The sequence below is a fragment of the Paenibacillus sp. NPDC056722 genome (assembly GCF_042790635.1).
Lineage (GTDB): Bacteria > Bacillota > Bacilli > Paenibacillales > Paenibacillaceae > Paenibacillus_AQ > Paenibacillus_AQ agri.
Genome location: NZ_JBHTYV010000001.1, coordinates 240482 through 259907 on the forward strand (window position 1 = coordinate 240482; position 19426 = coordinate 259907).

Sequence of the window (19426 nt, forward strand, 5' to 3'; positions counted from 1 at the left end):
AATTTTTTAGCTATCCGATTACGATTACCTATTTAAAAGCTTCAATAACCTCAAATAACTCGTACACCGGAATTTTGTCTAAAAACATTAACTCATAAACCATTCTACCTAATCCACTTAAGATTAAACCTGCAGGATTACTTTCTTCTCCCTATATATAGCAAATGAGATGATATTCCCAATACCGTAGGATCTTTAGCGATGGAAATGAGAAAATTAACCATTCTATCATACTCACCTTGATCTGCCCAATACTGCTTTTGTTCATTTGAAAGCATTGCACCGATGCTGGAAGAACCAATTAAATCTATTGTATCGAATCCATTCTTCTCCATAAAAGGTTTTACTTCATCGATGTTAAAATAAAACGCTCCTGTAAATCGACCTTTATCATTATGATTGAACACCCCGGTCTCGTAGAACTCATTTATTGTATCCAAGTTATCATTGGGCTTCCAAAATAGTGGATATTGTAAAGATGTAATTGTCATTCTCATCCGGCTTTGGAGAGCGACAAAAACGATGCCGTTCCGCTTTGTTACACGATGCAACTCCCTAATTGCTGATATTCGTTCCTCTTCCTTTTGTAAATGGTATAGAGGACCAAGCATCAAAGAAGCGTCATACATCTCGTCTGGTATCCCCTCTAAATGTGTTGCATTTAATACATGAAACCCATTAAACCGTTCTGTCAATCCTAATTCAGATACCTTCTGTTGCGCTATTTCAACTAACTTAGGTGTTAGGTCAGATAGCGTTACGTTATATCCAAGCTTCGCTAACTCAATTGAGTATTTACCTGGTCCTGCGCCATTATCTAGTACAGTTCCGGACGAAGCTAAATACTGTTTTATATAATGCAGATTAATAGTAAACTCAAGCGGCTCCCTGTCCAGCCTCCCCCATTCATCAAACCGGGAGTAATAATCAATAACATTATCCATTGACCAAACACCTCTCTTTACAGTTTTTATGCAGAAAAAACAGAAAAAACCTATCGCCTACAAAGAGGCGACAGGTTTAACCTTCGCGGTACCACTCTTCTTGATCGTTGTTATAAGTAAATCGACAACGAATCTTTGAACCCGATTACGGAGGTTAGCCGTTAAGATCTACTAATGTTCAACCTTACCGCTCATGGGTGAGTTGGGGGAACCATTGACTGTCTTGCACCAATCGACAGCTCTCTGGGCAATAGTTATTCCTTAATACTCCCAATCATTGCGTTTAATCATATTCTAATTGGACTTAGTATACATTTTACAAATATTACCTGTAAATAGAAACTTAATTTTAACTATTCTTCGCATTCAAACTCGTCAAAAGCTCAATTCACCGCTTAATACTATTGGTTATGCGGTTCTCCTCGCTGACTGTACAGGAAATTATCATTTTACGCTTTAGTCTCATAGCGCAAAATCAGCCCTGTCTAATCCGGAGTATGGCTTCCTCAAGACCCATGCTTTCCTTCGTCAGTACTTTGCGTTCAATAAGCTCTACCTGACCTTCAGCGGCTCCCTTACCGATCACGACGGTGAATGGGAGACCGATCAGCTCGGCATCCTTGAATTTCACGCCTGGACGCTCATCCCGGTCATCGAGCAGCACTTCTAGTCCTTGCTTACTCAGCACCGTGTAGAGATTCTCCGCAGCTGTGCGCTGAACTTCATCCTTCACCGACATTAGCAAAATGTGAACCTGGAATGGAGCCAACGCCGCTGGCCAGCTTATCCCATGGTCATCATGGTTCTGCTCCACTACGGCGGCCAGCAGCCGGGATATACCGATGCCGTAACAGCCCATGATCATGTCCGTGTTTTTGCCGGAAGGGTCAAGATAGCGTGCACCCAGCTTTTCGCTGTATTTGGTCCCCAGCTTGAAGACATGCCCGATTTCAATCCCCAGATGGAATTTTAGCTGTCCTGTGCCACAACGCGGGCAGCTGTCTCCTTCCTCCACATTTCGGAAATCACCTACTTGATCCAGGCTGAAATCCCGACCAGGCACTACATAACGAAGATGGTAATCCACTTCGCCAGCGCCGGCTACCCCATGTCCCATAGCTGCTACCTCTGCATCGACGAGCAGCGGAATCAGCAGCCCGACAGGACCAATAAAGCCACTCTCTGTCCCCGCTGTTGCTTCGACACTCTCGTAGCTCACGAGCGTAATCTCCTCGGCTCCCACTGCTTTTTTCACCTTAATTTCATTGACTTCATGATCACCCCTGACCAGAACGGCAAATACTTTCCCTCCGCCGGAATAGATCAGGGTCTTGATGATCTCCTGAGGCTGTAACCCCACTGCCGTAAGCTGCTCAATGGAGCGTAGGTCTGGCGTATGGAATTTCTCCATGGCTGGCAGATCTGCCACAACTTTCGCCACTTGCTCACTTGTCTTTGCAGATTCGGCTTGCTCCAAATTGGCTGCATAATTACACGCCGTACAGGCAGCAACGGTATCTTCGCCAATATCTGCGAGTGCCATAAATTCATGACTGCCGCCTTCGCCGCCAATCGCTCCCGAATCCGCCTCCACCGCACGGAAGATCAGTCCGCAGCGTTCAAAAATCCGATGATACGCATTAAACATTGTCTGATAAGATTGGTCCAGACTCTCCCATCCATTGTCGAAGGAGTAAGCATCCTTCATCAGGAACTCTCTGCCCCGCAGCAGTCCCGAGCGGGGACGTCGTTCATCCCGAAACTTAGTCTGGATCTGATACAGCGTAACCGGCAGCTTCCGGTAAGAGTTGATCTCGTTCCGTACCAATGTAGTGATAACTTCCTCATGCGTTGGACCGAGCACAAATTCCCGGTCATGGCGATCCTGCAGAGTGATCAGCTCCTTGCCATATACCCCGAACCGTCCCGATTCCTGCCACAGTTCAGCAGGCTGCATCGCGGGCAGCAGCACTTCCTGGGCTCCCGCCTTGTCCATCTCTTCTCTCACAATGTTCTCCAACTTGTGCAGGACGCGCCGTCCAAGTGGCAGATAACTGTAAATCCCGGCGGCCAGCTGCCGGATATAACCGGCCCGCAGCAGCAGGCCATGGCTTGCCGTTTCCGCTTCCGCCGGAGCCTCTCGCAGAGTAGTGAGTAACAGATTGCTTTGACGCATGTTCATCATCCTCCTGGATACTCTTTAAAAACTTGTTCACTGTCTGACGGTTACCAGAACCTTCGCCAGAAAAACAAAAAGACGCATTCGTCAGGGACGAATGCGTCGTGATACCACCCTGTTTCAACTGCCGCAGACAATCGTGGCAGTCCTCCATCGGATAACGGCCGAGTCCGGCAGCGTTTGTACGTTCTCTCGCGCTGCTGCTTCCAAGGCAGGATGCACTCCGCTCGTTATGAGGAACCTTTCACCCGGTGGGTTCCCTCTCTGTTCCAACGATAATGGGACTGCAGATCCTTGGTCCATGCATTTTTCCATATGGTTACAAACTGAACAAAGTTCGACTTACATAGATTGTAATTAATTTATATGATCACGTGGAATTCGTCAAGGAAAGGATTTAAATTTTATAACGGGCGATAACGAATATCTCTGCAGTTGTGCAAACAAAAAGAGACCGTCCCCAGTTCTGATAACTGAAAAGACGATCTCTTCGATTAAGAATATTTATGCTTTTATCATGGTATTCTTAGACAAGTACAGTGGAGCCCATCAGGAATTTGTCAACTTCACGGGCCGCTGCGCGACCTTCGTTAATTGCCCATACCACAAGGCTTTGTCCACGGCGCATATCACCCGCAGCAAATACTTTTTCCACGTTGGTGTTGAACTTGCCATAACGTGCCTTCACGTTCGTGCGGCGGTCTGTTTCCAGGTTCAACGCTTGAACCAGATCTTGTTCAGGTCCGTCAAAACCAATTGCGATCAGCGCCAGCTGAGCAGGATAAACCGCTTCTGTGCCAGGCACTGGCTGGTAGATTTTGCGTCCGGTCTCATCAACCATCCGGCGGATTTGCACAGTGTGCAGCTCCTTCAAATTCCCCTCTTCATCCCCAACAAACTTAGTCGTCATGATCGAGAACTCACGCGGATCATCGCCGAATACTGCTTTGGCTTCCTGTTGTGCATAATCAAGGGTATACACATTCGGGAACTGTGGCCAAGGGTTAGCAATCTGGTCACGCTCCAGTGGAGCCTTCTCATGCGTACCAAACTGGGTGATGCTGTTACAGCCGTGGCGAAGCGATGTAGCAACACAGTCGGAACCAGTATCTCCACCGCCCAGAACAACAACATCCTTGCCGGCAGCCGATACGAAGTTGCCATCTTCCAGATTTGAGCTCAGATAGCTCTTGATCGTTCCGTTCAGGTAATCCATTGCATACATAACGCCCTTCAGGTCACTGCCTTCGACGTTGAACTGACGCGCTTTGGTTGCTCCGCCGCAAAGTACGACTGCGTCGAACTCGTCCACCAGCTGTTGTGCCGGGATATCCTTACCAATCTCAGTGTTCACTACAAAGTTCACACCTTCAGCAGCAAGGAGATCCACACGACGCTGCACTACACGTTTATCCAGCTTCATAGTTGGAATACCGTAAGTCAGAAGTCCGCCGACACGATCGCTGCGCTCGTATACCGTAACGGTATGTCCCGCTTTGTTCAACTGTGCTGCTGCTGCCAGACCTGCCGGACCAGAACCAACGATTGCAACGGTCTTGCCCGTACGTTTCTCCGGAGGTGTCGGTACCACCCAGCCCTCTTCAAAACCCTTGTCGATAATAGCTAGCTCAATAGTCTTGATCGTAACCGGCTGGCCAATCAGGCCGACCGTACATGAGCCTTCACAAGGAGCTGGACAGATACTGCCGGTGAATTCAGGAAAATTATTCGTCTTGTGCAGGCGCTCCAGCGCTTCCCGCCACAACCCGCGATACACCAGATTATTCCATTCCGGAATCAGGTTGTGTACAGGACAACCTGAGGTTCCGCCAGCCATATCAATACCGGTATGACAATAAGGGGTTCCGCAATCCATGCAGCGTGCACCCTGTGTCCGAAGCTCGTCCTCGGATAAATGGTGGTGGAACTCCTCCCAATCTTTTACCCGCTGCTCAGGATCACGATCACCTGGGAGCTGGCGTTTATACTCCATAAAACCTGTAGGTGTAGACATGTTTACGTTTCCCCCATCCGTTCTCTTCGTGTTGATATCTATAGTTTATTGTAGCATACCTGTGGCTTAATGATGTCGTGAACAGTGCAACTTTAGTCCTGTGCATTCTATCGTTTAGCAATTTCTAATTTTAATAATATTAGCATTCCAGACTTTTGCACTGTAATGGATTAATCTGCTGATTATTTGTACTATTTCACATGTTGTGTTAGAGAAAACGCTTTTACGCCAGCTCCGTACGTTCATAAACTACAAAACGGTAATCATACGGATTCTTCTCATCTTTGATCCCCGGTGTACTGGAAACTTCCTTCCATTCATCCCAATTTACATCTGGAAAGAAGGTATCCCCGGCAAAATCATGCTCTATGCGGGTCACGGTCAGCTTGTCTGCATAAGGCAGCACGATTCGGTAAATCTCGGCTCCGCCGATGACCATCAACTCATCCGTACGCTTCGCAGCTTGCAGTGCCTCCTCAAGTGTATGCACCACTTCAGCCCCTTCAGCAGTAAAGCTGTGATCTCTGGTCAGCACTATACTCGTTCTACCTTTCAGCGGCTTACCGCCTAACGAATCCCATGTTTTGCGGCCCATCAGCATTGTTTTCCCCATCGTTTCGCTCTTGAAAAAAGCAAAATCCCGCGGCAAATGCCAGGGCATACTGTTATCCTTGCCGATCACACCTTTAATGTCCATGGCCCAGATCATGCTGATGCTCATTTCCATCTCTCCTTTCACTTCGATGTTAGATCGCTACCGGTGCCTTGATTCCCGGATGATGCTGATAGCCTTCAAACTCAAAGTCCTCAAAAACATAATCGAAAATACTGTCTGGTTTTCTGCGGATTTTCAGCGTTGGCAACGGAAACGGATCTCTTTGCAGCTGAGTTGCAACTTGTTCCAAGTGATTTGTATAAATATGCACATCCGCACCCGACCAAATGAACTCACCGACCTCCAGACCTGTCTGCTGGGCGACCATGTGGGTCAGCAGCGCATAGCTGGCAATATTGAATGGCAGACCAAGGAACGTGTCCACCGAACGCATGGTGAGCATACAGGACAGCTTTCCACCTGCTACATAGAACTGGAATACAAAGTGGCACGGCGGTAGCTTCATGTTCTCAATTTCGCCTACGTTCCAGGCACTAACGATGTGTCTGCGCGAGTCTGGGTTATTCTTAATCGCCTCGATGACATTCGTAATCTGGTCGATAAGCCGTCCATCTGCAGTCTCCCATGCTCGCCACTGCGAACCATAGACGGGCCCTAAATTGCCGTTCTCATCCGCCCATTCGTCCCAGATGGAGACACCGTTCTCTTTGAGATAAGAGATATTAGTTTCGCCTTTCAAGAACCATAGCAGCTCATGTACTACCGATTTCAAATGGATGCGCTTAGTCGTAACAAGCGGAAAGCCTTTACTAAGGTCAAACCGCAGCTGCCGTCCAAAAACAGACCGGGTACCAGTCCCTGTCCGGTCACTTTTTTCCACCCCGTTGTCCAAAACATCCTGAAGTAATTCCAAATAATTGCGCAAAGTTTAACGCCCCTCTTCTTTGATGACATTACATATAAGGTTCTCTCATTTGCTTTTGTTTAACCTTGAATATGCCTTTCGAGAAACGTAAAGCCGCTCCTAAAGGAGCAGCTCTTCATTTCGTCCGTTCTATTAGTTTACCACGACCTGATCCTGCTTGTAACTTGCCAAACTGTAGAAAACTAGAAAAACAGAACCGATTCGCTACCTTTCCTGCAGGATTTTGAGAAAAGCTCTGACGATAAAAAGACGATTCGCTCCCCTTGTAACAACAGGTGCAGATCGCCCTTGCAGCTTCCTATACTCTTCATAAGAGGTCTCGCATATCGATCATGTTGATTACTGACCCGTTCAGGAGTGGCTGTGAGCTTCTTTTTGCCCAACACACGTTTAGGGCCCATGGTGCCATTTAACGTCCGTAAGGAGGGTTCTGACGAGGCTTCAGGAGCGACCTAGGATAGATTAAATGAATTGCATATAGATAAATTTGAATCACCTTATTCAGTGATCTGTAGTTCAATCTTTAGTACACCAGCATGTAAGCTTGCAAGGCCGCCTACCGGAAAAGTAATCATGGGAGAAGTATGTCCGAAGTCTACATCTGCTATAACGGGGAGGTGCCCCAGCTCCTGTTTACTTTTGATTATTTTGGTCAGCAGCTCTCTTGTCATACCTGAACTCTTTTGAAATCTGCCAATGGCTATGCCTTTTACCTGCTCAAAGCATAATAATACGTATTTCATCGCCTGCTTGTAGCTGGTCTGCTCTCATGAGGATCACTTCCCAATCATTATTCAACTTTAATCAGCTTTATTCGACTTTCTGGCCTTCCAAATATACCTGTACTCCCTGATGCCTAATCGACCATCGATTACATGTGCTTTAATTTTGTTCTCCAGTTCCTCACTATACTTGGGGTCTGTATAATCCGGGTTACCAGGAATACCGGAAATAAATTTTGCAAATTCTTTTTCATCTGGAAAATAGGAAACCGCATCATGGAACTCTTCGATCTCTATATGTATAAATCCATTTGCCTCTAGCCGCTTTCTGACCTTGTCTAGTGCGCCCGAATGAATTCCGAACACCGTACCCCCTGGACGTAAAATCCGGCTATGGTTCAAGATAGAGGTAGGTCCTCTGCGGTCGTAGATGAGGTCAAACTGGTGATCGGCAAATGGCAGCTTATCTTTGGTCGAAGACCAGAAAAACTGGAGATTGGGTGTCTGCTCCTCGGTGAGAAGTCTTTGGGCGATATTAATCATTTCCACGGAGTTATCGAAGCCTATGAGGGAATTAGTGTATTCCGCCATCCGTAAAGTAAAATCCCCATGGCCACAACCCGCATCAAGCACTGAATCAAAGCCCGGCAGCATCTCAATCAATCTACGCTCAAATATAGGCTCAGCTGATATCCCTTCTGTATAAAAAACAGCGTTATTCCTGTACCCGCCATTCCTTCTGGCAATCTCATCATACCAGTCCATCCCCACGTTCATCCCTCCTATTGATCATGCGTTTATCCAGTTTATCACCCCAGCTAAATTTTGGAAAACAAAAAAGAGAGCAAAGACGCAATATGCGTCCTCGCTCTCTTCAGCAGCCTGACATACAGGCCGATTGTTATACTATTTCAAGATGTGAATCGGATGACCTTCAACCAGTTCAGCCGCTTCCATGACGATTTCACCAAGGGTTGGGTGAGCATGGATAGTCAATGCGATATCTTCAAGCGTAGCGCCCATCTCAATTGCCAGACCCAGCTCAGCAATCAGGTTAGAAGCTTCGATACCGACGATTTGCGCGCCGAGTACAAGGTTGTTCTCGCTGTTAGCTACAATCTTGATGAAGCCTTCTGCACCGTTCAGGGAGACTGCACGTCCATTACCCGCGAACGGGAACTTGCCGCTCTTCACTTTGTAGCCTTTATCCTTAGCTTCTTTCTCAGTCAAGCCAACGCTGGAGCACTCAGGATCAGTGAAGACAACAGCCGGAATGACTTTGTAGTCAACCACGGAAGTGTGTCCTGCGATCGCTTCTGCAGCAACTTTACCTTCGTAAGAAGCTTTGTGAGCCAGAGCCAGACCAGGAACAATGTCCCCGATAGCGAAGATGTGTGGAATGTTAGTGCGTCCTTGGTGGTCAACTTTGATCAGACCGCGCTCGTCAAGCTCAACGCCGATAAGGTCCAGACCAAGCTCACCATCCGTGTTTGGACGACGGCCAACGGTAACAAGCAAGTAATCTGCAGTAACTTCTTTGGACTCGCCGCCCACAGAATACTTCACAGTAACTTCCTTGTCGTTTTGTACAGCACTCTCAGCTTTAGCATTAGTAACGATCTCAATGCCAGTCTTAGCCATGTTCTTGGCTACCAGACGAGTCATGTCTTTGTCGAAGCCAGGAAGAACAGTATCCAAACCTTCGATGATAGTTACTTTTGTGCCGAATTTAGAGTACATTTGACCCAGCTCAGCACCGATGTAGCCGCCGCCGATAACGATCAGGCTCTTCGGAATTTCCGGAAGCTCAAGCGCTTCAGTGGAAGACAGAATACGACCGCCGAACGGGAAAGGTTTCAGTTCGATTGGACGGGAACCTGTAGCAATGATGCAGTTCTTGAAACGGTAACGCGGAGATTCGTGATCGTTGAATACCCGTGCTTCGGTTTCGCTGATGAACATGCACTCACCGTTGAATACTTCGATCTTGTTGCCTTTCAGAAGGCCAGATACGCCAGTAGTCATTTGCTTAACGACTTTGTTCTTGAACTCTTGTGTTTTAGCAAAATCCACTTTAACGTTCTCAGCTGTTACACCGTAAACGTCAGCGTGTTGTGCAGATTCATAAGAGTGAGCTGCTGCGATCAGTGCTTTGGACGGAATACAACCACGGTTCAAACATACGCCGCCGAGTTCCGATTTGTCTACGATAAGCACTTTTTGACCAAGCTGAGCTGCACGAATGGCTGCTACATATCCGCCGGGACCTGCACCAATGACTAATGTATCAATATCGAGTGAAGCGTCTCCCACTACCATATTATTACACCTCCATAACTAGCATATCAGGATTAGCAAGCAAGGTCTTAATGTAGTTCATGAAATTCTGTGCTGTTGCGCCATCGATAATACGGTGGTCAAAGCTCAGGGACAATGCCATTACAGGAGCAGCTACGATTTCACCGTTCTTAACAACTGGTTTCTCAGTGATACGGCCTGTACCCAGGATCGCAACTTCAGGGAAGTTGATGATTGGAGTAAAGAACATACCGCCTGCGGAACCGATGTTAGAGATCGAGATGGAGCTGCCTTTCATTTCGTTCGGAGTCAGCTTGCCTTCACGACCACGCAGTGCAAGGTCACTAATGGCGCTAGCAATCATCCAGATGCTCTTACGGTCAGCATCTTTGATAACTGGAACGATCAAGCCGTTATCAGTATCTGTTGCGATACCAACGTTGTAGTATTTCTTGTAGACAATTTCGTTGTTCTCTTCGTCAATCGAAGCGTTAAGCGCAGGGAATTGACGGGAAGCTGCAACGAGTGCCTTCACGATGAACGGAAGGTAAGTTACCTTCACGCCTTTTTTCTCAGCTACAGGTTTCATGCGGGCACGGAATGCTACCAGTTCAGTTACGTCTACTTCGTCCATGATCGTAACGTGTGGTGCAGTGTAAGCCGATTTAACCATAGCGTTCGAGATTGCTTTGCGGATACCTTTGAATGGCACGCGCTCTTCTTCCAGGCTCACGTTGCCTGCAGAAGCTGCTGCTGCCGGAGCAGCTTTCTCTTCAGTCTTAGGCGCTTCAGCAGAAGCTGCTGCTGCCGGTGCTGCTACAGAACCACCGTTTTGGAAGGCTTCAACATCCTCACGAGTGATTTTTCCGCCTTTACCAGTGCCATTGACTTTAGAGATGTCAACGCCTTGTTCACGAGCAAACTTGCGTACGCTTGGTGTAGCCAGAACATCACGGTCTGGAGCTGGTACAGCTGCAGGAGCTGCTCCGCCTTCTTTAGCATCAGCAGGGCTGCTTGCTGCAGGAGAAGAAGTTGTATCTGCGCTACCTTTTGCTGCGTCAGCTTCTTGGGAGTGCGCTTCTGCATTTCCATCATCCGGGATATCGCCTTCAGCATCGATTACAGCTACAGTTTGGCCTACGTGGAACACGTCGCCGTCTTTAGCCAATACTTCGAGAACGGTACCGTTAACCGGACAAGGAACTTCAACAACCGCCTTGTCGTTTTGTACTTCCATAATGATATCTTCATCGGTTACTTTATCGCCGACTTTGATAAGCACTTTGATGATTTCGCCTTCATGCAAGCCTTCGCCCAGCTCAGGGAACGGGTAATTATATTTAGCCACGTTCAAGTACCTCCTTATGGTAATAGAATGTCGTGATGAGTGTTTATATTAAAATTCCAGAACTTTCTTAACGCCTGCAATTACGCGGGCAGGGTTAGGCAACCAAGTATCTTCGATTTGCGCGAACGGATAAATTGTATCCGGTCCAGCTACACGAAGCACTGGAGCTTCCAAGTGCAGGATACCTTTTTCGTTGATTTGTGCAATAACTTCAGCGGCTACGCCGGAGCTCTTTTGAGCTTCTTGTACCACAATTGCACGGTTTGTTTTCTTCACAGATTCCATGATGGTGTCAATGTCGATCGGGCTAACGGTACGCAGGTCAATAACTTCAGCCTGAATGCCTTCCTTCTCGAGTTGATCAGCCGCTTTAGTAGCTGTGTGAACCATCAGGCCGTAAGCGATAATGGTAACATCAGAACCTTCGCGAACTACATTGGCTTTACCAAGCTCAACGGTGTACTCACCTTCAGGCACTTCAGCGCGGAAAGCATGGTACAAGTTAAGGTGCTCCATGAAGAATACCGGGTCGTTGTCACGGATCGAAGCGATCATCAGACCTTTAGCATCGTAAGGGTTGGAAGGAACTACTACTTTAATACCCGGGCTTTGGGCAATCAAACCTTCCAGGGAGTCAGTGTGCAGCTCAGCCGCTTTAACACCGCCGCCAAATGGCGTACGGAATACGATTGGTGAGTTGTATTTGCCGCCGGAACGGTAGCGCATACGTGCAGCTTGAATTACGATTTGATCCAGAGCTTCATAAATAAAGCCGATAAATTGAATTTCTGCGATTGGACGGAAGCCTTGAATACCAAGACCTACAGCCAGACCACCGATAGCGGACTCAGCCAGCGGCGTATCGAATACGCGATCTTCGCCAAATTCTTTTTGCAGACCTTCAGTTGTGCGGAATACACCGCCTACATTACCAACATCTTCCCCAAAAACAAGGACGTTAGGGTCACGATTCAGTTCAACGCGGATAGCGTCGCGGATCGCTTCTTTCAAGTTCATTTGTGCCATGCCTGTTATCCCCCTTATTCAAAATCGGCTTTTTGCTCTTCCAGATGTTTCGGAGTTGCCTCGAACATGCTGTCAATCAAGCCGGAAACGGTCATTTTTTCGGTTTGTTCTGCTTTTTTGATTTGCTCATTAACAGTAGCTTTCGCTTCTTCTTTCACGCGAGCTGTATCTTCTTCGGTCCAAAGGCCTTTTTTCTCCAGATACTTAGCAAGACGGGCAATTGGGTCCTTCTCGCTCCATTGTCCTTCTTCTTCCTTAGAGCGGTATTTGCTCGCATCGTCAGAAAGGGAGTGTGGACGGAAACGGTAAGTTACAGCTTCGATCAGGGTAGCGCCTTCTCCGTTACGAGCACGCTCAGCAGCTTCTTGAACTGCGCTGATAACCGCGAAGATATCCATACCGTCAACCTTGATTCCCGGAATACCGGCTGCAACCGCTTTGTGAGCGATAGACTTAGAAGCCGTTTGCTTCGAGAATGGTGTGGTGATGGCGTAACCGTTGTTTTGAACAAAGAAAATTACAGGCAGTTTAAAGCGTCCAGCAAAGTTAAGGCCTTCATAGAAGTCGCCTTCGGAGGAACCGCCGTCACCTGTATAAGTAATCGCTACATTCTTCTGGTTCTTCAATTTGAAGCCCATTGCAATCCCTGTAGCATGCAGAATTTGTGCACCAATGATGATTTGCGGCATCAGTACGTTTACACCATCAGGAATTTGTCCACCATGTTGGTGTCCGCGGGAATACAGGAATGCTTGGTACAGCGGGAGGCCATGCCATACAAGCTGTGGAATATCACGGTAGCCCGGGCAGATGAAATCTTCCTTCTGCAGCGCGAACTCACTACCGATCATTGTAGCTTCTTGACCGGATACCGGTGCATAGAAACCGAGGCGACCTTGACGGCCCAGGTTAACCGCACGGTCATCCCAAGTACGGGTAAATACCATACGGTACATAATTTCTTTCAATTGATCATCAGTAAGAGCAGGCAGTTTATCTTTATTGATAACTTCTCCATCCGGGGAAAGTACCGAAAGAGCCTCGACGTCCTCTGTGTACACTTCATAAGGAACTTTACTCATTATCATCTTCACCTCAACAAAAAAATTTGAATATCAGTTGCCTCTGTTATAGAATTATTATACACCTGTTTTATCTATTTCGTCAAAGAAATACGCATAAAATTTATGTTTCCATAAATTTTGTATGTATAACAGGTTTAATTTAATTATATAACAGATGCCATTCATTTTGACAAGTAAATGATGTATGCCACATTTACCCCTTGGTAATATTATCGTATTGCCGTCGTGAATGCAAAATTCGACAAGAAAGGTGACAAGAACAGCTATGAATGATTCTGTTTTTCTGAAACGTACAATTGTTAAAAAAAACCTGTGGAGCGAATCGCTGCAGGAGGAACGCAAGCTGCGCATCTACCTCCCGCCCGGCTACAATGAAGTTCTCAGTTATCCCGTAGTCTACTGCCAGGATGGTGAGGAGTTCTTCAACTTCGGACGAATCGCTACGCTGGCAGGCCAGCTGATCCTGGAAGAAGATGTCGAACCTTTCATTATTGTAGGCGTTGAAGTTGACGTGAAAGTTAGAACTCAGGAATACGCGCCATTCGGCAACCGGTTTGAGCAATACCTGTCTTGCTTCGCCGAAGAAATTATCCCCTTCATTGAACACAATTATCCGGTACGGCGTACGCCTGCTGAGCGTATTCTGGCTGGCGACTCTCTGGGAGGCAGTGTGTCCCTCCATCTGGCCTTAGCATATCCATCCATATTTAACCGTATCCTCAGCCTTTCCGGCGCCTTTTATCCCGAGACGCGTGAAATGATCGAAGATGAAGAGGATCTCTCTTGGCTTACTATTAATATGGTAGTTGGACTACAGGAGACGGAATATAAGACGGATACAGGCGTTTATGATTTTGTTGATATGAACCGCAAGACGAAAGCGCTGCTTGAAGAGCGCGGAGCCACAGTATCATACCGGGAGAAAGACGGCGTTCATCTCTGGGGATTTTGGCAGAAAGAACTGCCCGAATCGCTACTCTATTTCTTTTAAACACCTGAAACAGTCTTGAGACATGCAAAAATGAACATCATGAGAACATTATGTAGATTCCCTGTGTGATTGCGCTTTCAGGGCGGTAGGGGCAGAAACGGTCCCCCGCCCTTCTCAAGGACGGTTGTTCCGAATCTTAAAGCATGAACTAGAGCTTCTCCCTAACGATGGTGTCTAACAGCACGTCGCAACCAGCATCCATCAGGTCATAGACCTGTTCAAAGTTTCCGGTAAAGTAAGGGTCCGGCACTTCACGCAGTTCTTCCTCCGGGAGCAAGTCCATAAAGAACAACAGCTCGGCCTCTTCTCCGCCCTGGAGCTTCCGCACATTGGTTCCGTTAGAATTGTCCATACAAATGATATATTGATAATTCTCAAAATCATCGCTGGACACCCGGCGAGCTTTCATCCCCTCATAACTGATCCCATGCTGATCCAGAATACGCCGCGTCCCTTCATGCGGAGGGTTGCCAATATGCCAGTCCCCTGTTCCAGCAGAATCCACAGTAATCGAACTAGACAAGCCGCGTTCATGGATCTTGTGGCGCAGCACAGCTTCAGCCATCGGCGAACGGCAAATATTGCCGAGACAAACAAACAGTACGTTTACGATTTCACTCACCTCCAAATCTCTTTTCTATACAATCCAACAGCTTCCAGCATCTCGCTGGACACGCTATTCTTATTTTAGCGTTGTCCGGGGCAATTGTACAACCTTTCAAACTGCATTATACTTGATACTTGGTTCTGGATCAGAATCTTTAGAATTGTAAGGAAGGGGAGGATTAGTGATGCCATCCGGAAGAGTCGTTATTTGGGCCGGTGGGGAGCTGTCTCCGGAACATTTGAATGTATTAGATGAAGAGGATTTTATTATCGGTGCCGATCGGGGTGCCTTATTCCTCATTAACCATGGGATTACGCCGGATCTTGCGGTCGGAGATTTCGATTCTGTATCCCCAGAAGCCCTGCAAGACATTAGGAACAGAAGCCGGGAGATCATTACCTGCGATGCAATAGACAAAGACCTGACCGACAGCGAGCTGGCTCTGGACCTGGCGCTGAACAGATCGCCCTCATCGATCCTCATGCTGGGTGTGACAGGATCGCGGATTGACCATATGCTGGCCAGCATTCAAATGATGACACTGGCAATGCAGCGTCAGGTGAGCTGTTCCATCATGGACAGTCATAATTACCTTACCCTTACAGGGTCACAAGCCCTCGTTGAGGATCGCGGCTTCACCTATGTATCCCTGCTGCCTCTAACGCCTGAAGTGACCGGAATTACGCTGGAAGGCTTTCAATATCCGCTGAGCAACGCCACACTGAAGCTTGGTCAATCACTCGGTGTGAGCAACAGACTGCTGGCGGCGTCCGGAACCGTATCGATTGAGAGCGGCCTGCTGCTGATTATTCAGAGCAAGGATTGAATTACATACGAGATTTAGAGACATGGTTGTTACTTTTAAAAGCATTTTGTATAAGCCGAAAACCCTTTCTGTTAAAGGGTTTTCGGCTTTTTTCATTCTATCATCCGTTGTAAATATTAATTTTTTGTAACTTTTAATCGTTTTTTAATAAAACGCTTACATCCCTTGCCCCGTCTCTATTTGCCCCACCTCTTCCAATATATAGGCACTAGATTACCTGCTATACTACGAATCAGCGAAAGAAACGAAACATACGAAACAAACCTTGGAGGGAATCACAACATGAATAAACAACAATGGTTCAAAAAAGCAATCGTCATCGGGATGTGCACTACTATTGGCCTGTCCACACTGGCAGCAACTGAAATCGGCACTCCACACGCCGCAGCAGCTACAGCGTCTAAAGGACAAAGTATTGTAAATCTCGGTAAAAAATATATGGGCGTTCGTTATGAATTCGGAGCATCTACTTCAAGCACTCGTACCTTTGACTGCTCGTCGTTCACCAAATATATTTTTGGTAAATACGGTGTTAATCTGCCCCGTACTTCTGTAGCCCAATCCAAAGTAGGCAAAGCCGTCTCGAAAGCCAATTTGCGTGTCGGAGACCTCGTATTCTTCTCCAGCGGCAGCAGAGCAAACGGCAAGAATGTTACTCACGTAGCAGTGTATGCCGGCAATGGTAAAATTCTGCATACCTACGGCTCGCCAGGTGTTACGGTCTCGGATCTGAACTCCGGCAACTGGAAAAGAACTTACCTGAAAGCCCGCCGCGTACTGTAACAGCTCTAAAGATTAGAGTTTTGACTATGATAGAGGATTGGATTCAGCATGTGGCGTCTCCGTGAGACGCCCTCATTACATAGCCGGTTCCCCTTATCGTGTGAATGAGTTTGTTCCGATAGCCCTTGTCCACCTTCAGGCGGATATGCCGGATATACACATCTACGACATTGGTGTCCGCCTCAAAGTTATAGCCCCAGACCTGCTGCAAGATTTCGGTTCTGGGGCATATTTGTCCTGCATGAGCTGCCAGGTAATAGAGCAAGTCGAACTCTTTGCCTGTTAACTTCAGCTGGTTACCATCCCGGTTCACATGCCGGCAGCTAGGGTCCAGAATCAACCCGTCAATTTTCAAAAGATGATTCTTGCGGCGGCGTCCGCTGAGAATTAGTAAATTTAAGATACGACAGGTCAGTTCCCCTGTATGAATGGGTCGGGACAGATAATCATTTGCCCCTGCCTTGAAAGCTGCTACCGCATCTTCTCCAGAGCCTGCTCCTGACATGACGAGTACGGGTAGATCCATCCCTTGATCCCGTAGCTCGGTAACGAGTTGCCAGCCCTCCCATTCATCAGCCCGCTCCAGCTCAGTCAAGAGTAGCGAGGGCTCGCCTCCAGCTAACAATGAGCGCAGATCGCGCAGATCTTCGCTCATTGTTATTTCCAGGCCTGCTTCCAGCAAGGCCTGGAGGACAGCGTCATGATCTGTTTTTTCCTGAATATAAGTCCCGGTGCTCGGCTCTTGTCTGCTGCTCTTCCGTTCTTCTTGGAACCATACGATTCTCTCGTTCACCGTTGCCGTCCTCCGCGTCAAGACTTCACCGCTGCCGGGCATCCCGGCACAGGTAACCCTAGCGTGCCCCATATACAAAAAGAGCATTCCATCGTCGATGAAATGCTCCCTCTTTATTTTGTTGTCAGTTTCCTTTTACAACATCGATTTCTTGAAACTTCGCTACTTCCGTCTCCCACCGTTGCTTTACAAATTCCTGATGGATGGGGTGATTCATGTAAGTATCAAAAGCTTCCTGGCCGTCAAACTCCATGCTGAAGCCAAAATGGAAATCGCATTTCGGGCTGACTTGACGCAGGACCTCAAATTCTTTTACCCCTGTAATGGAGGTTAAGATTCTCTCCCCATCCTTGAGAAATGCTGCTGTCTCCGGTGCATCCACCGGATATTTCAAGCTGAAGTAAACCATATGCCGAAGAATTCCGTTGTTCATGTTGTTTGCCTCCCCATTATTTATACAGATTGTGACGACCACTGCTCGACATCCCAAGTCTTCGTTACCCAGTCTTCATAGAATTCCGGTTCGTGGGACACGAGCAGAACAGTCCCTTTGTATTCCCGCAATGCACGTTTCAATTCTGCTTTGGCGATCACATCAAGGTGATTGGTCGGCTCATCGAACAGCACCCAATTGCTCTCACGCATCAGCAGCTTACACAAACGCACCTTAGCTTGTTCCCCACCGCTTAACATACTGAGCGGACGGGTGATATGCTCATTTTTCAGGCCACAGCGGGCCAAATGCGCACGCACCTCGTGCTGATTAAGACTGGAGAACTCGTTCCATACATCATCAATCGGCGTAATATTGGCAGCCTTAACCTCTTGCTGAAAGTATGCCGGTGTGAGGTAATCACCAAGATACGTTTTTCCGCTGTATGCCGGGATTACGCCTAGAATCGTCTTCAGCAGTGTCGATTTACCGACACCGTTGCAGCCGACAATGGCAATCTTCTCACCACGTTCAATGGTCATATTCAACTTCGGCAGAAGCGGGCGATCATAGCCAATTTCAAAGTCAATGCCTTCGAAGACTGTTTTACCGCTAGCCCGTGATTCCTTGAAGACGAAGGTCGGTTTAGCCGCTTCATCTGGCCGGTCGATTCTTTCCATCCGATCCAATTGCTTCTCGCGGCTCTTGGCCCGGCCAGAAGTTGAAGCCCGCGCTTTATTGCGCTGAATGAAATCCTCTTGCTTTTTGATGAACTCCTGTTGCTTCGCATAAGCTTCAATATGCTGGTTCTTGTTCAGTTCTGCCATCTCAAGGAAACGCTCATAGTTCCCGGTATATCGGGTCAGCTTCGTAAACTCCAGATGATAGACAACATTCACGACCTTGTTCATGAATTCCGTATCATGGGAGATCAGAATAAAGGCGTACGGATATTGCTTCAAGTAATTTGTCAGCCAGTCGATATGTTCCACATCAAGATAGTTGGTAGGCTCATCAAGCAGCAGTACACTAGGCTTCTCAAGCAGTAGCTTGGCCAAAAGCACCTTGGTCCGCTGCCCCCCGCTCAGGGAAGCTACATCACGATCCAAACCGATCGCAGATAAGCCGAGACCATTCCCCATTTCTTCTACCTTCACATCGATCAGATAAAAGTCGCCAATCTCCAGCTCCTCTTGAATCTCACCCATCTGCTCCAGCAGCACTTCAAGCTCTTCAGGCGTGGCTTCACCCATCTTGTCGGTAATGGCCATCATTTCCCGTTCTAGTTCCAGCAGCGGGAGGAAGGCATCTTTCAGCACATCACGTATGGTTTTGCCGGGCGTCAGCTTCGTATGTTGATCCAGATAACCATAGCGCACACGCGGCGTCCATTCAACTTTCCCGCTGTCTTTCAGCAGTTTTCCTGTCAAAATATTCATCAATGTCGATTTGCCTACACCATTCGCTCCAACCAATCCGACATGCTCGCCGGCCAACAGCCGGAACGATACATCCTTGAACAACTGGCGTTCACCGAAATTGTGGGCAACCTCTTCTACTGTCAGTAAACTCATAACTTCTCTGCAAGCTCCTATCTATATTTTAAAATGAGGCGAGATTGCGTAACATACAACGATTCATTTTAGCATAAGTATGCGTCACTCTGACACAGAAAATTAAATAAGACAAACTTTAAGGTTTTCACTTAAGTCTCGGTCGTCACTACAGCGAATGTTTGAACTTCCGGCCGCTGTTGTGTCCAGTTTTCTTTGATTATACCGTTATTCGCGGATAAAATCCGCGAATAGATTACGCGTACGCTTCCGATGCGGGCTT

At 47.4% G+C, this 19426-nt stretch carries 18 protein-coding genes and 1 other annotated feature; of the genes, 3 read left to right on the forward strand and 15 right to left on the reverse strand.

Annotated elements, in window-relative coordinates:
* Positions 1 to 137: 137 nt before the first annotated feature.
* The 11 genes from ACFRAM_RS01170 to pdhA form a co-directional block, all read right to left on the reverse strand.
* Positions 138 to 944, reverse strand: coding sequence for a class I SAM-dependent methyltransferase (locus tag ACFRAM_RS01170; protein ID WP_379464188.1), 807 nt, complete (start codon positions 942 to 944; stop codon positions 138 to 140).
* Between the two features lie 60 nt (positions 945 to 1004).
* Positions 1005 to 1231, reverse strand: a binding site (T-box leader).
* 188 nt (positions 1232 to 1419) lie between these two features.
* The gene (locus ACFRAM_RS01175; protein WP_379464190.1) at positions 1420 to 3120 is read right to left on the reverse strand and encodes a proline--tRNA ligase; all 1701 of its coding nucleotides are present in this window, start codon (positions 3118 to 3120) and stop codon (positions 1420 to 1422) included.
* A gap of 529 nt (positions 3121 to 3649) precedes the next feature.
* Complete coding sequence (locus tag ACFRAM_RS01180; RefSeq protein ID WP_175373243.1) at positions 3650 to 5137, reverse strand: glutamate synthase subunit beta; 1488 nt, start codon at positions 5135 to 5137, stop codon at positions 3650 to 3652.
* A 223-nt stretch (positions 5138 to 5360) separates the two neighbouring features.
* The gene (locus ACFRAM_RS01185) at positions 5361 to 5858 is read right to left on the reverse strand and encodes a dihydrofolate reductase (RefSeq protein ID WP_379464192.1); all 498 of its coding nucleotides are present in this window, start codon (positions 5856 to 5858) and stop codon (positions 5361 to 5363) included.
* 25 nt (positions 5859 to 5883) lie between these two features.
* On the reverse strand, positions 5884 to 6678 hold the full coding sequence (gene thyA / locus ACFRAM_RS01190) for a thymidylate synthase (RefSeq protein WP_379464194.1): 795 nt from the start codon (positions 6676 to 6678) through the stop codon (positions 5884 to 5886).
* A gap of 497 nt (positions 6679 to 7175) precedes the next feature.
* Positions 7176 to 7421: a hypothetical protein gene (locus ACFRAM_RS01195; RefSeq protein ID WP_379464196.1), complete on the reverse strand. Its 246-nt coding sequence runs from the start codon at positions 7419 to 7421 to the stop codon at positions 7176 to 7178.
* Between the two features lie 57 nt (positions 7422 to 7478).
* Positions 7479 to 8165: a class I SAM-dependent methyltransferase gene (locus ACFRAM_RS01200; protein ID WP_379464728.1), complete on the reverse strand. Its 687-nt coding sequence runs from the start codon at positions 8163 to 8165 to the stop codon at positions 7479 to 7481.
* A gap of 141 nt (positions 8166 to 8306) precedes the next feature.
* Positions 8307 to 9719, reverse strand: a complete 1413-nt coding sequence (lpdA, locus tag ACFRAM_RS01205) for a dihydrolipoyl dehydrogenase (protein WP_379464198.1) — start codon at positions 9717 to 9719, stop codon at positions 8307 to 8309.
* Between the two features lie 4 nt (positions 9720 to 9723).
* The gene (locus ACFRAM_RS01210) at positions 9724 to 11046 is read right to left on the reverse strand and encodes a dihydrolipoamide acetyltransferase family protein (RefSeq protein ID WP_379464200.1); all 1323 of its coding nucleotides are present in this window, start codon (positions 11044 to 11046) and stop codon (positions 9724 to 9726) included.
* A 48-nt stretch (positions 11047 to 11094) separates the two neighbouring features.
* A complete protein-coding gene (locus tag ACFRAM_RS01215) occupies positions 11095 to 12072 on the reverse strand; it encodes an alpha-ketoacid dehydrogenase subunit beta (protein ID WP_379464202.1) in 978 nt (325 codons plus the stop codon).
* A 14-nt stretch (positions 12073 to 12086) separates the two neighbouring features.
* Complete coding sequence (pdhA, locus tag ACFRAM_RS01220) at positions 12087 to 13154, reverse strand: pyruvate dehydrogenase (acetyl-transferring) E1 component subunit alpha (protein ID WP_175373251.1); 1068 nt, start codon at positions 13152 to 13154, stop codon at positions 12087 to 12089.
* A 268-nt stretch (positions 13155 to 13422) separates the two neighbouring features.
* Between pdhA and ACFRAM_RS01225 the strand changes: the two genes are divergently transcribed.
* Positions 13423 to 14148, forward strand: coding sequence for an alpha/beta hydrolase (locus ACFRAM_RS01225; protein WP_379464204.1), 726 nt, complete (start codon positions 13423 to 13425; stop codon positions 14146 to 14148).
* Positions 14149 to 14296: 148 nt separating this feature from the next.
* Here ACFRAM_RS01225 and ACFRAM_RS01230 read toward each other — a convergent pair whose 3' ends face one another.
* Positions 14297 to 14761 carry a low molecular weight protein-tyrosine-phosphatase gene (locus ACFRAM_RS01230; protein WP_379464729.1) on the reverse strand — a complete coding sequence of 155 codons (465 nt, stop codon included), beginning with the start codon at positions 14759 to 14761 and terminating at the stop codon, positions 14297 to 14299.
* Between the two features lie 178 nt (positions 14762 to 14939).
* Here ACFRAM_RS01230 and ACFRAM_RS01235 point away from each other — a divergent pair, with 178 nt between their 5' ends.
* Both ACFRAM_RS01235 and ACFRAM_RS01240 read left to right on the forward strand, forming a co-directional pair.
* A complete protein-coding gene (locus ACFRAM_RS01235) occupies positions 14940 to 15581 on the forward strand; it encodes a thiamine diphosphokinase (protein ID WP_379464206.1) in 642 nt (213 codons plus the stop codon).
* Between the two features lie 282 nt (positions 15582 to 15863).
* Complete coding sequence (locus ACFRAM_RS01240; protein WP_175373254.1) at positions 15864 to 16364, forward strand: C40 family peptidase; 501 nt, start codon at positions 15864 to 15866, stop codon at positions 16362 to 16364.
* 43 nt (positions 16365 to 16407) lie between these two features.
* Here the strand turns inward: ACFRAM_RS01240 and ACFRAM_RS01245 are convergent, their stop codons facing one another.
* From ACFRAM_RS01245 to ACFRAM_RS01255, 3 genes are all read right to left on the reverse strand, one after another.
* Complete coding sequence (locus ACFRAM_RS01245) at positions 16408 to 17157, reverse strand: winged helix-turn-helix domain-containing protein (protein WP_379464208.1); 750 nt, start codon at positions 17155 to 17157, stop codon at positions 16408 to 16410.
* A 124-nt stretch (positions 17158 to 17281) separates the two neighbouring features.
* Positions 17282 to 17590: a Dabb family protein gene (locus ACFRAM_RS01250; RefSeq protein WP_379464209.1), complete on the reverse strand. Its 309-nt coding sequence runs from the start codon at positions 17588 to 17590 to the stop codon at positions 17282 to 17284.
* A gap of 20 nt (positions 17591 to 17610) precedes the next feature.
* Positions 17611 to 19164: an ABC-F family ATP-binding cassette domain-containing protein gene (locus tag ACFRAM_RS01255; protein ID WP_379464210.1), complete on the reverse strand. Its 1554-nt coding sequence runs from the start codon at positions 19162 to 19164 to the stop codon at positions 17611 to 17613.
* Between the last annotated feature and the right edge of the window lie 262 nt (positions 19165 to 19426).

Coding starts and splice junctions, on each gene's coding strand:
- ACFRAM_RS01170 (WP_379464188.1), bottom strand. CDS start 944: ATGGATAATGTTATTGATTATTACTCCCGGTTTGATGAATGGGGGAGG.
- ACFRAM_RS01175 (WP_379464190.1), bottom strand. CDS start 3,120: ATGCGTCAAAGCAATCTGTTACTCACTACTCTGCGAGAGGCTCCGGCG.
- ACFRAM_RS01180 (WP_175373243.1), bottom strand. CDS start 5,137: ATGTCTACACCTACAGGTTTTATGGAGTATAAACGCCAGCTCCCAGGT.
- ACFRAM_RS01185 (WP_379464192.1), bottom strand. CDS start 5,858: ATGAGCATCAGCATGATCTGGGCCATGGACATTAAAGGTGTGATCGGC.
- ACFRAM_RS01195 (WP_379464196.1), bottom strand. CDS start 7,421: ATGAAATACGTATTATTATGCTTTGAGCAGGTAAAAGGCATAGCCATT.
- ACFRAM_RS01200 (WP_379464728.1), bottom strand. CDS start 8,165: ATGGACTGGTATGATGAGATTGCCAGAAGGAATGGCGGGTACAGGAAT.
- lpdA (WP_379464198.1), bottom strand. CDS start 9,719: ATGGTAGTGGGAGACGCTTCACTCGATATTGATACATTAGTCATTGGT.
- ACFRAM_RS01215 (WP_379464202.1), bottom strand. CDS start 12,072: ATGGCACAAATGAACTTGAAAGAAGCGATCCGCGACGCTATCCGCGTT.
- pdhA (WP_175373251.1), bottom strand. CDS start 13,154: ATGAGTAAAGTTCCTTATGAAGTGTACACAGAGGACGTCGAGGCTCTT.
- ACFRAM_RS01225 (WP_379464204.1), top strand. CDS start 13,423: ATGAATGATTCTGTTTTTCTGAAACGTACAATTGTTAAAAAAAACCTG.
- ACFRAM_RS01235 (WP_379464206.1), top strand. CDS start 14,940: ATGCCATCCGGAAGAGTCGTTATTTGGGCCGGTGGGGAGCTGTCTCCG.
- ACFRAM_RS01240 (WP_175373254.1), top strand. CDS start 15,864: ATGAATAAACAACAATGGTTCAAAAAAGCAATCGTCATCGGGATGTGC.
- ACFRAM_RS01250 (WP_379464209.1), bottom strand. CDS start 17,590: ATGAACAACGGAATTCTTCGGCATATGGTTTACTTCAGCTTGAAATAT.
- ACFRAM_RS01255 (WP_379464210.1), bottom strand. CDS start 19,164: ATGAGTTTACTGACAGTAGAAGAGGTTGCCCACAATTTCGGTGAACGC.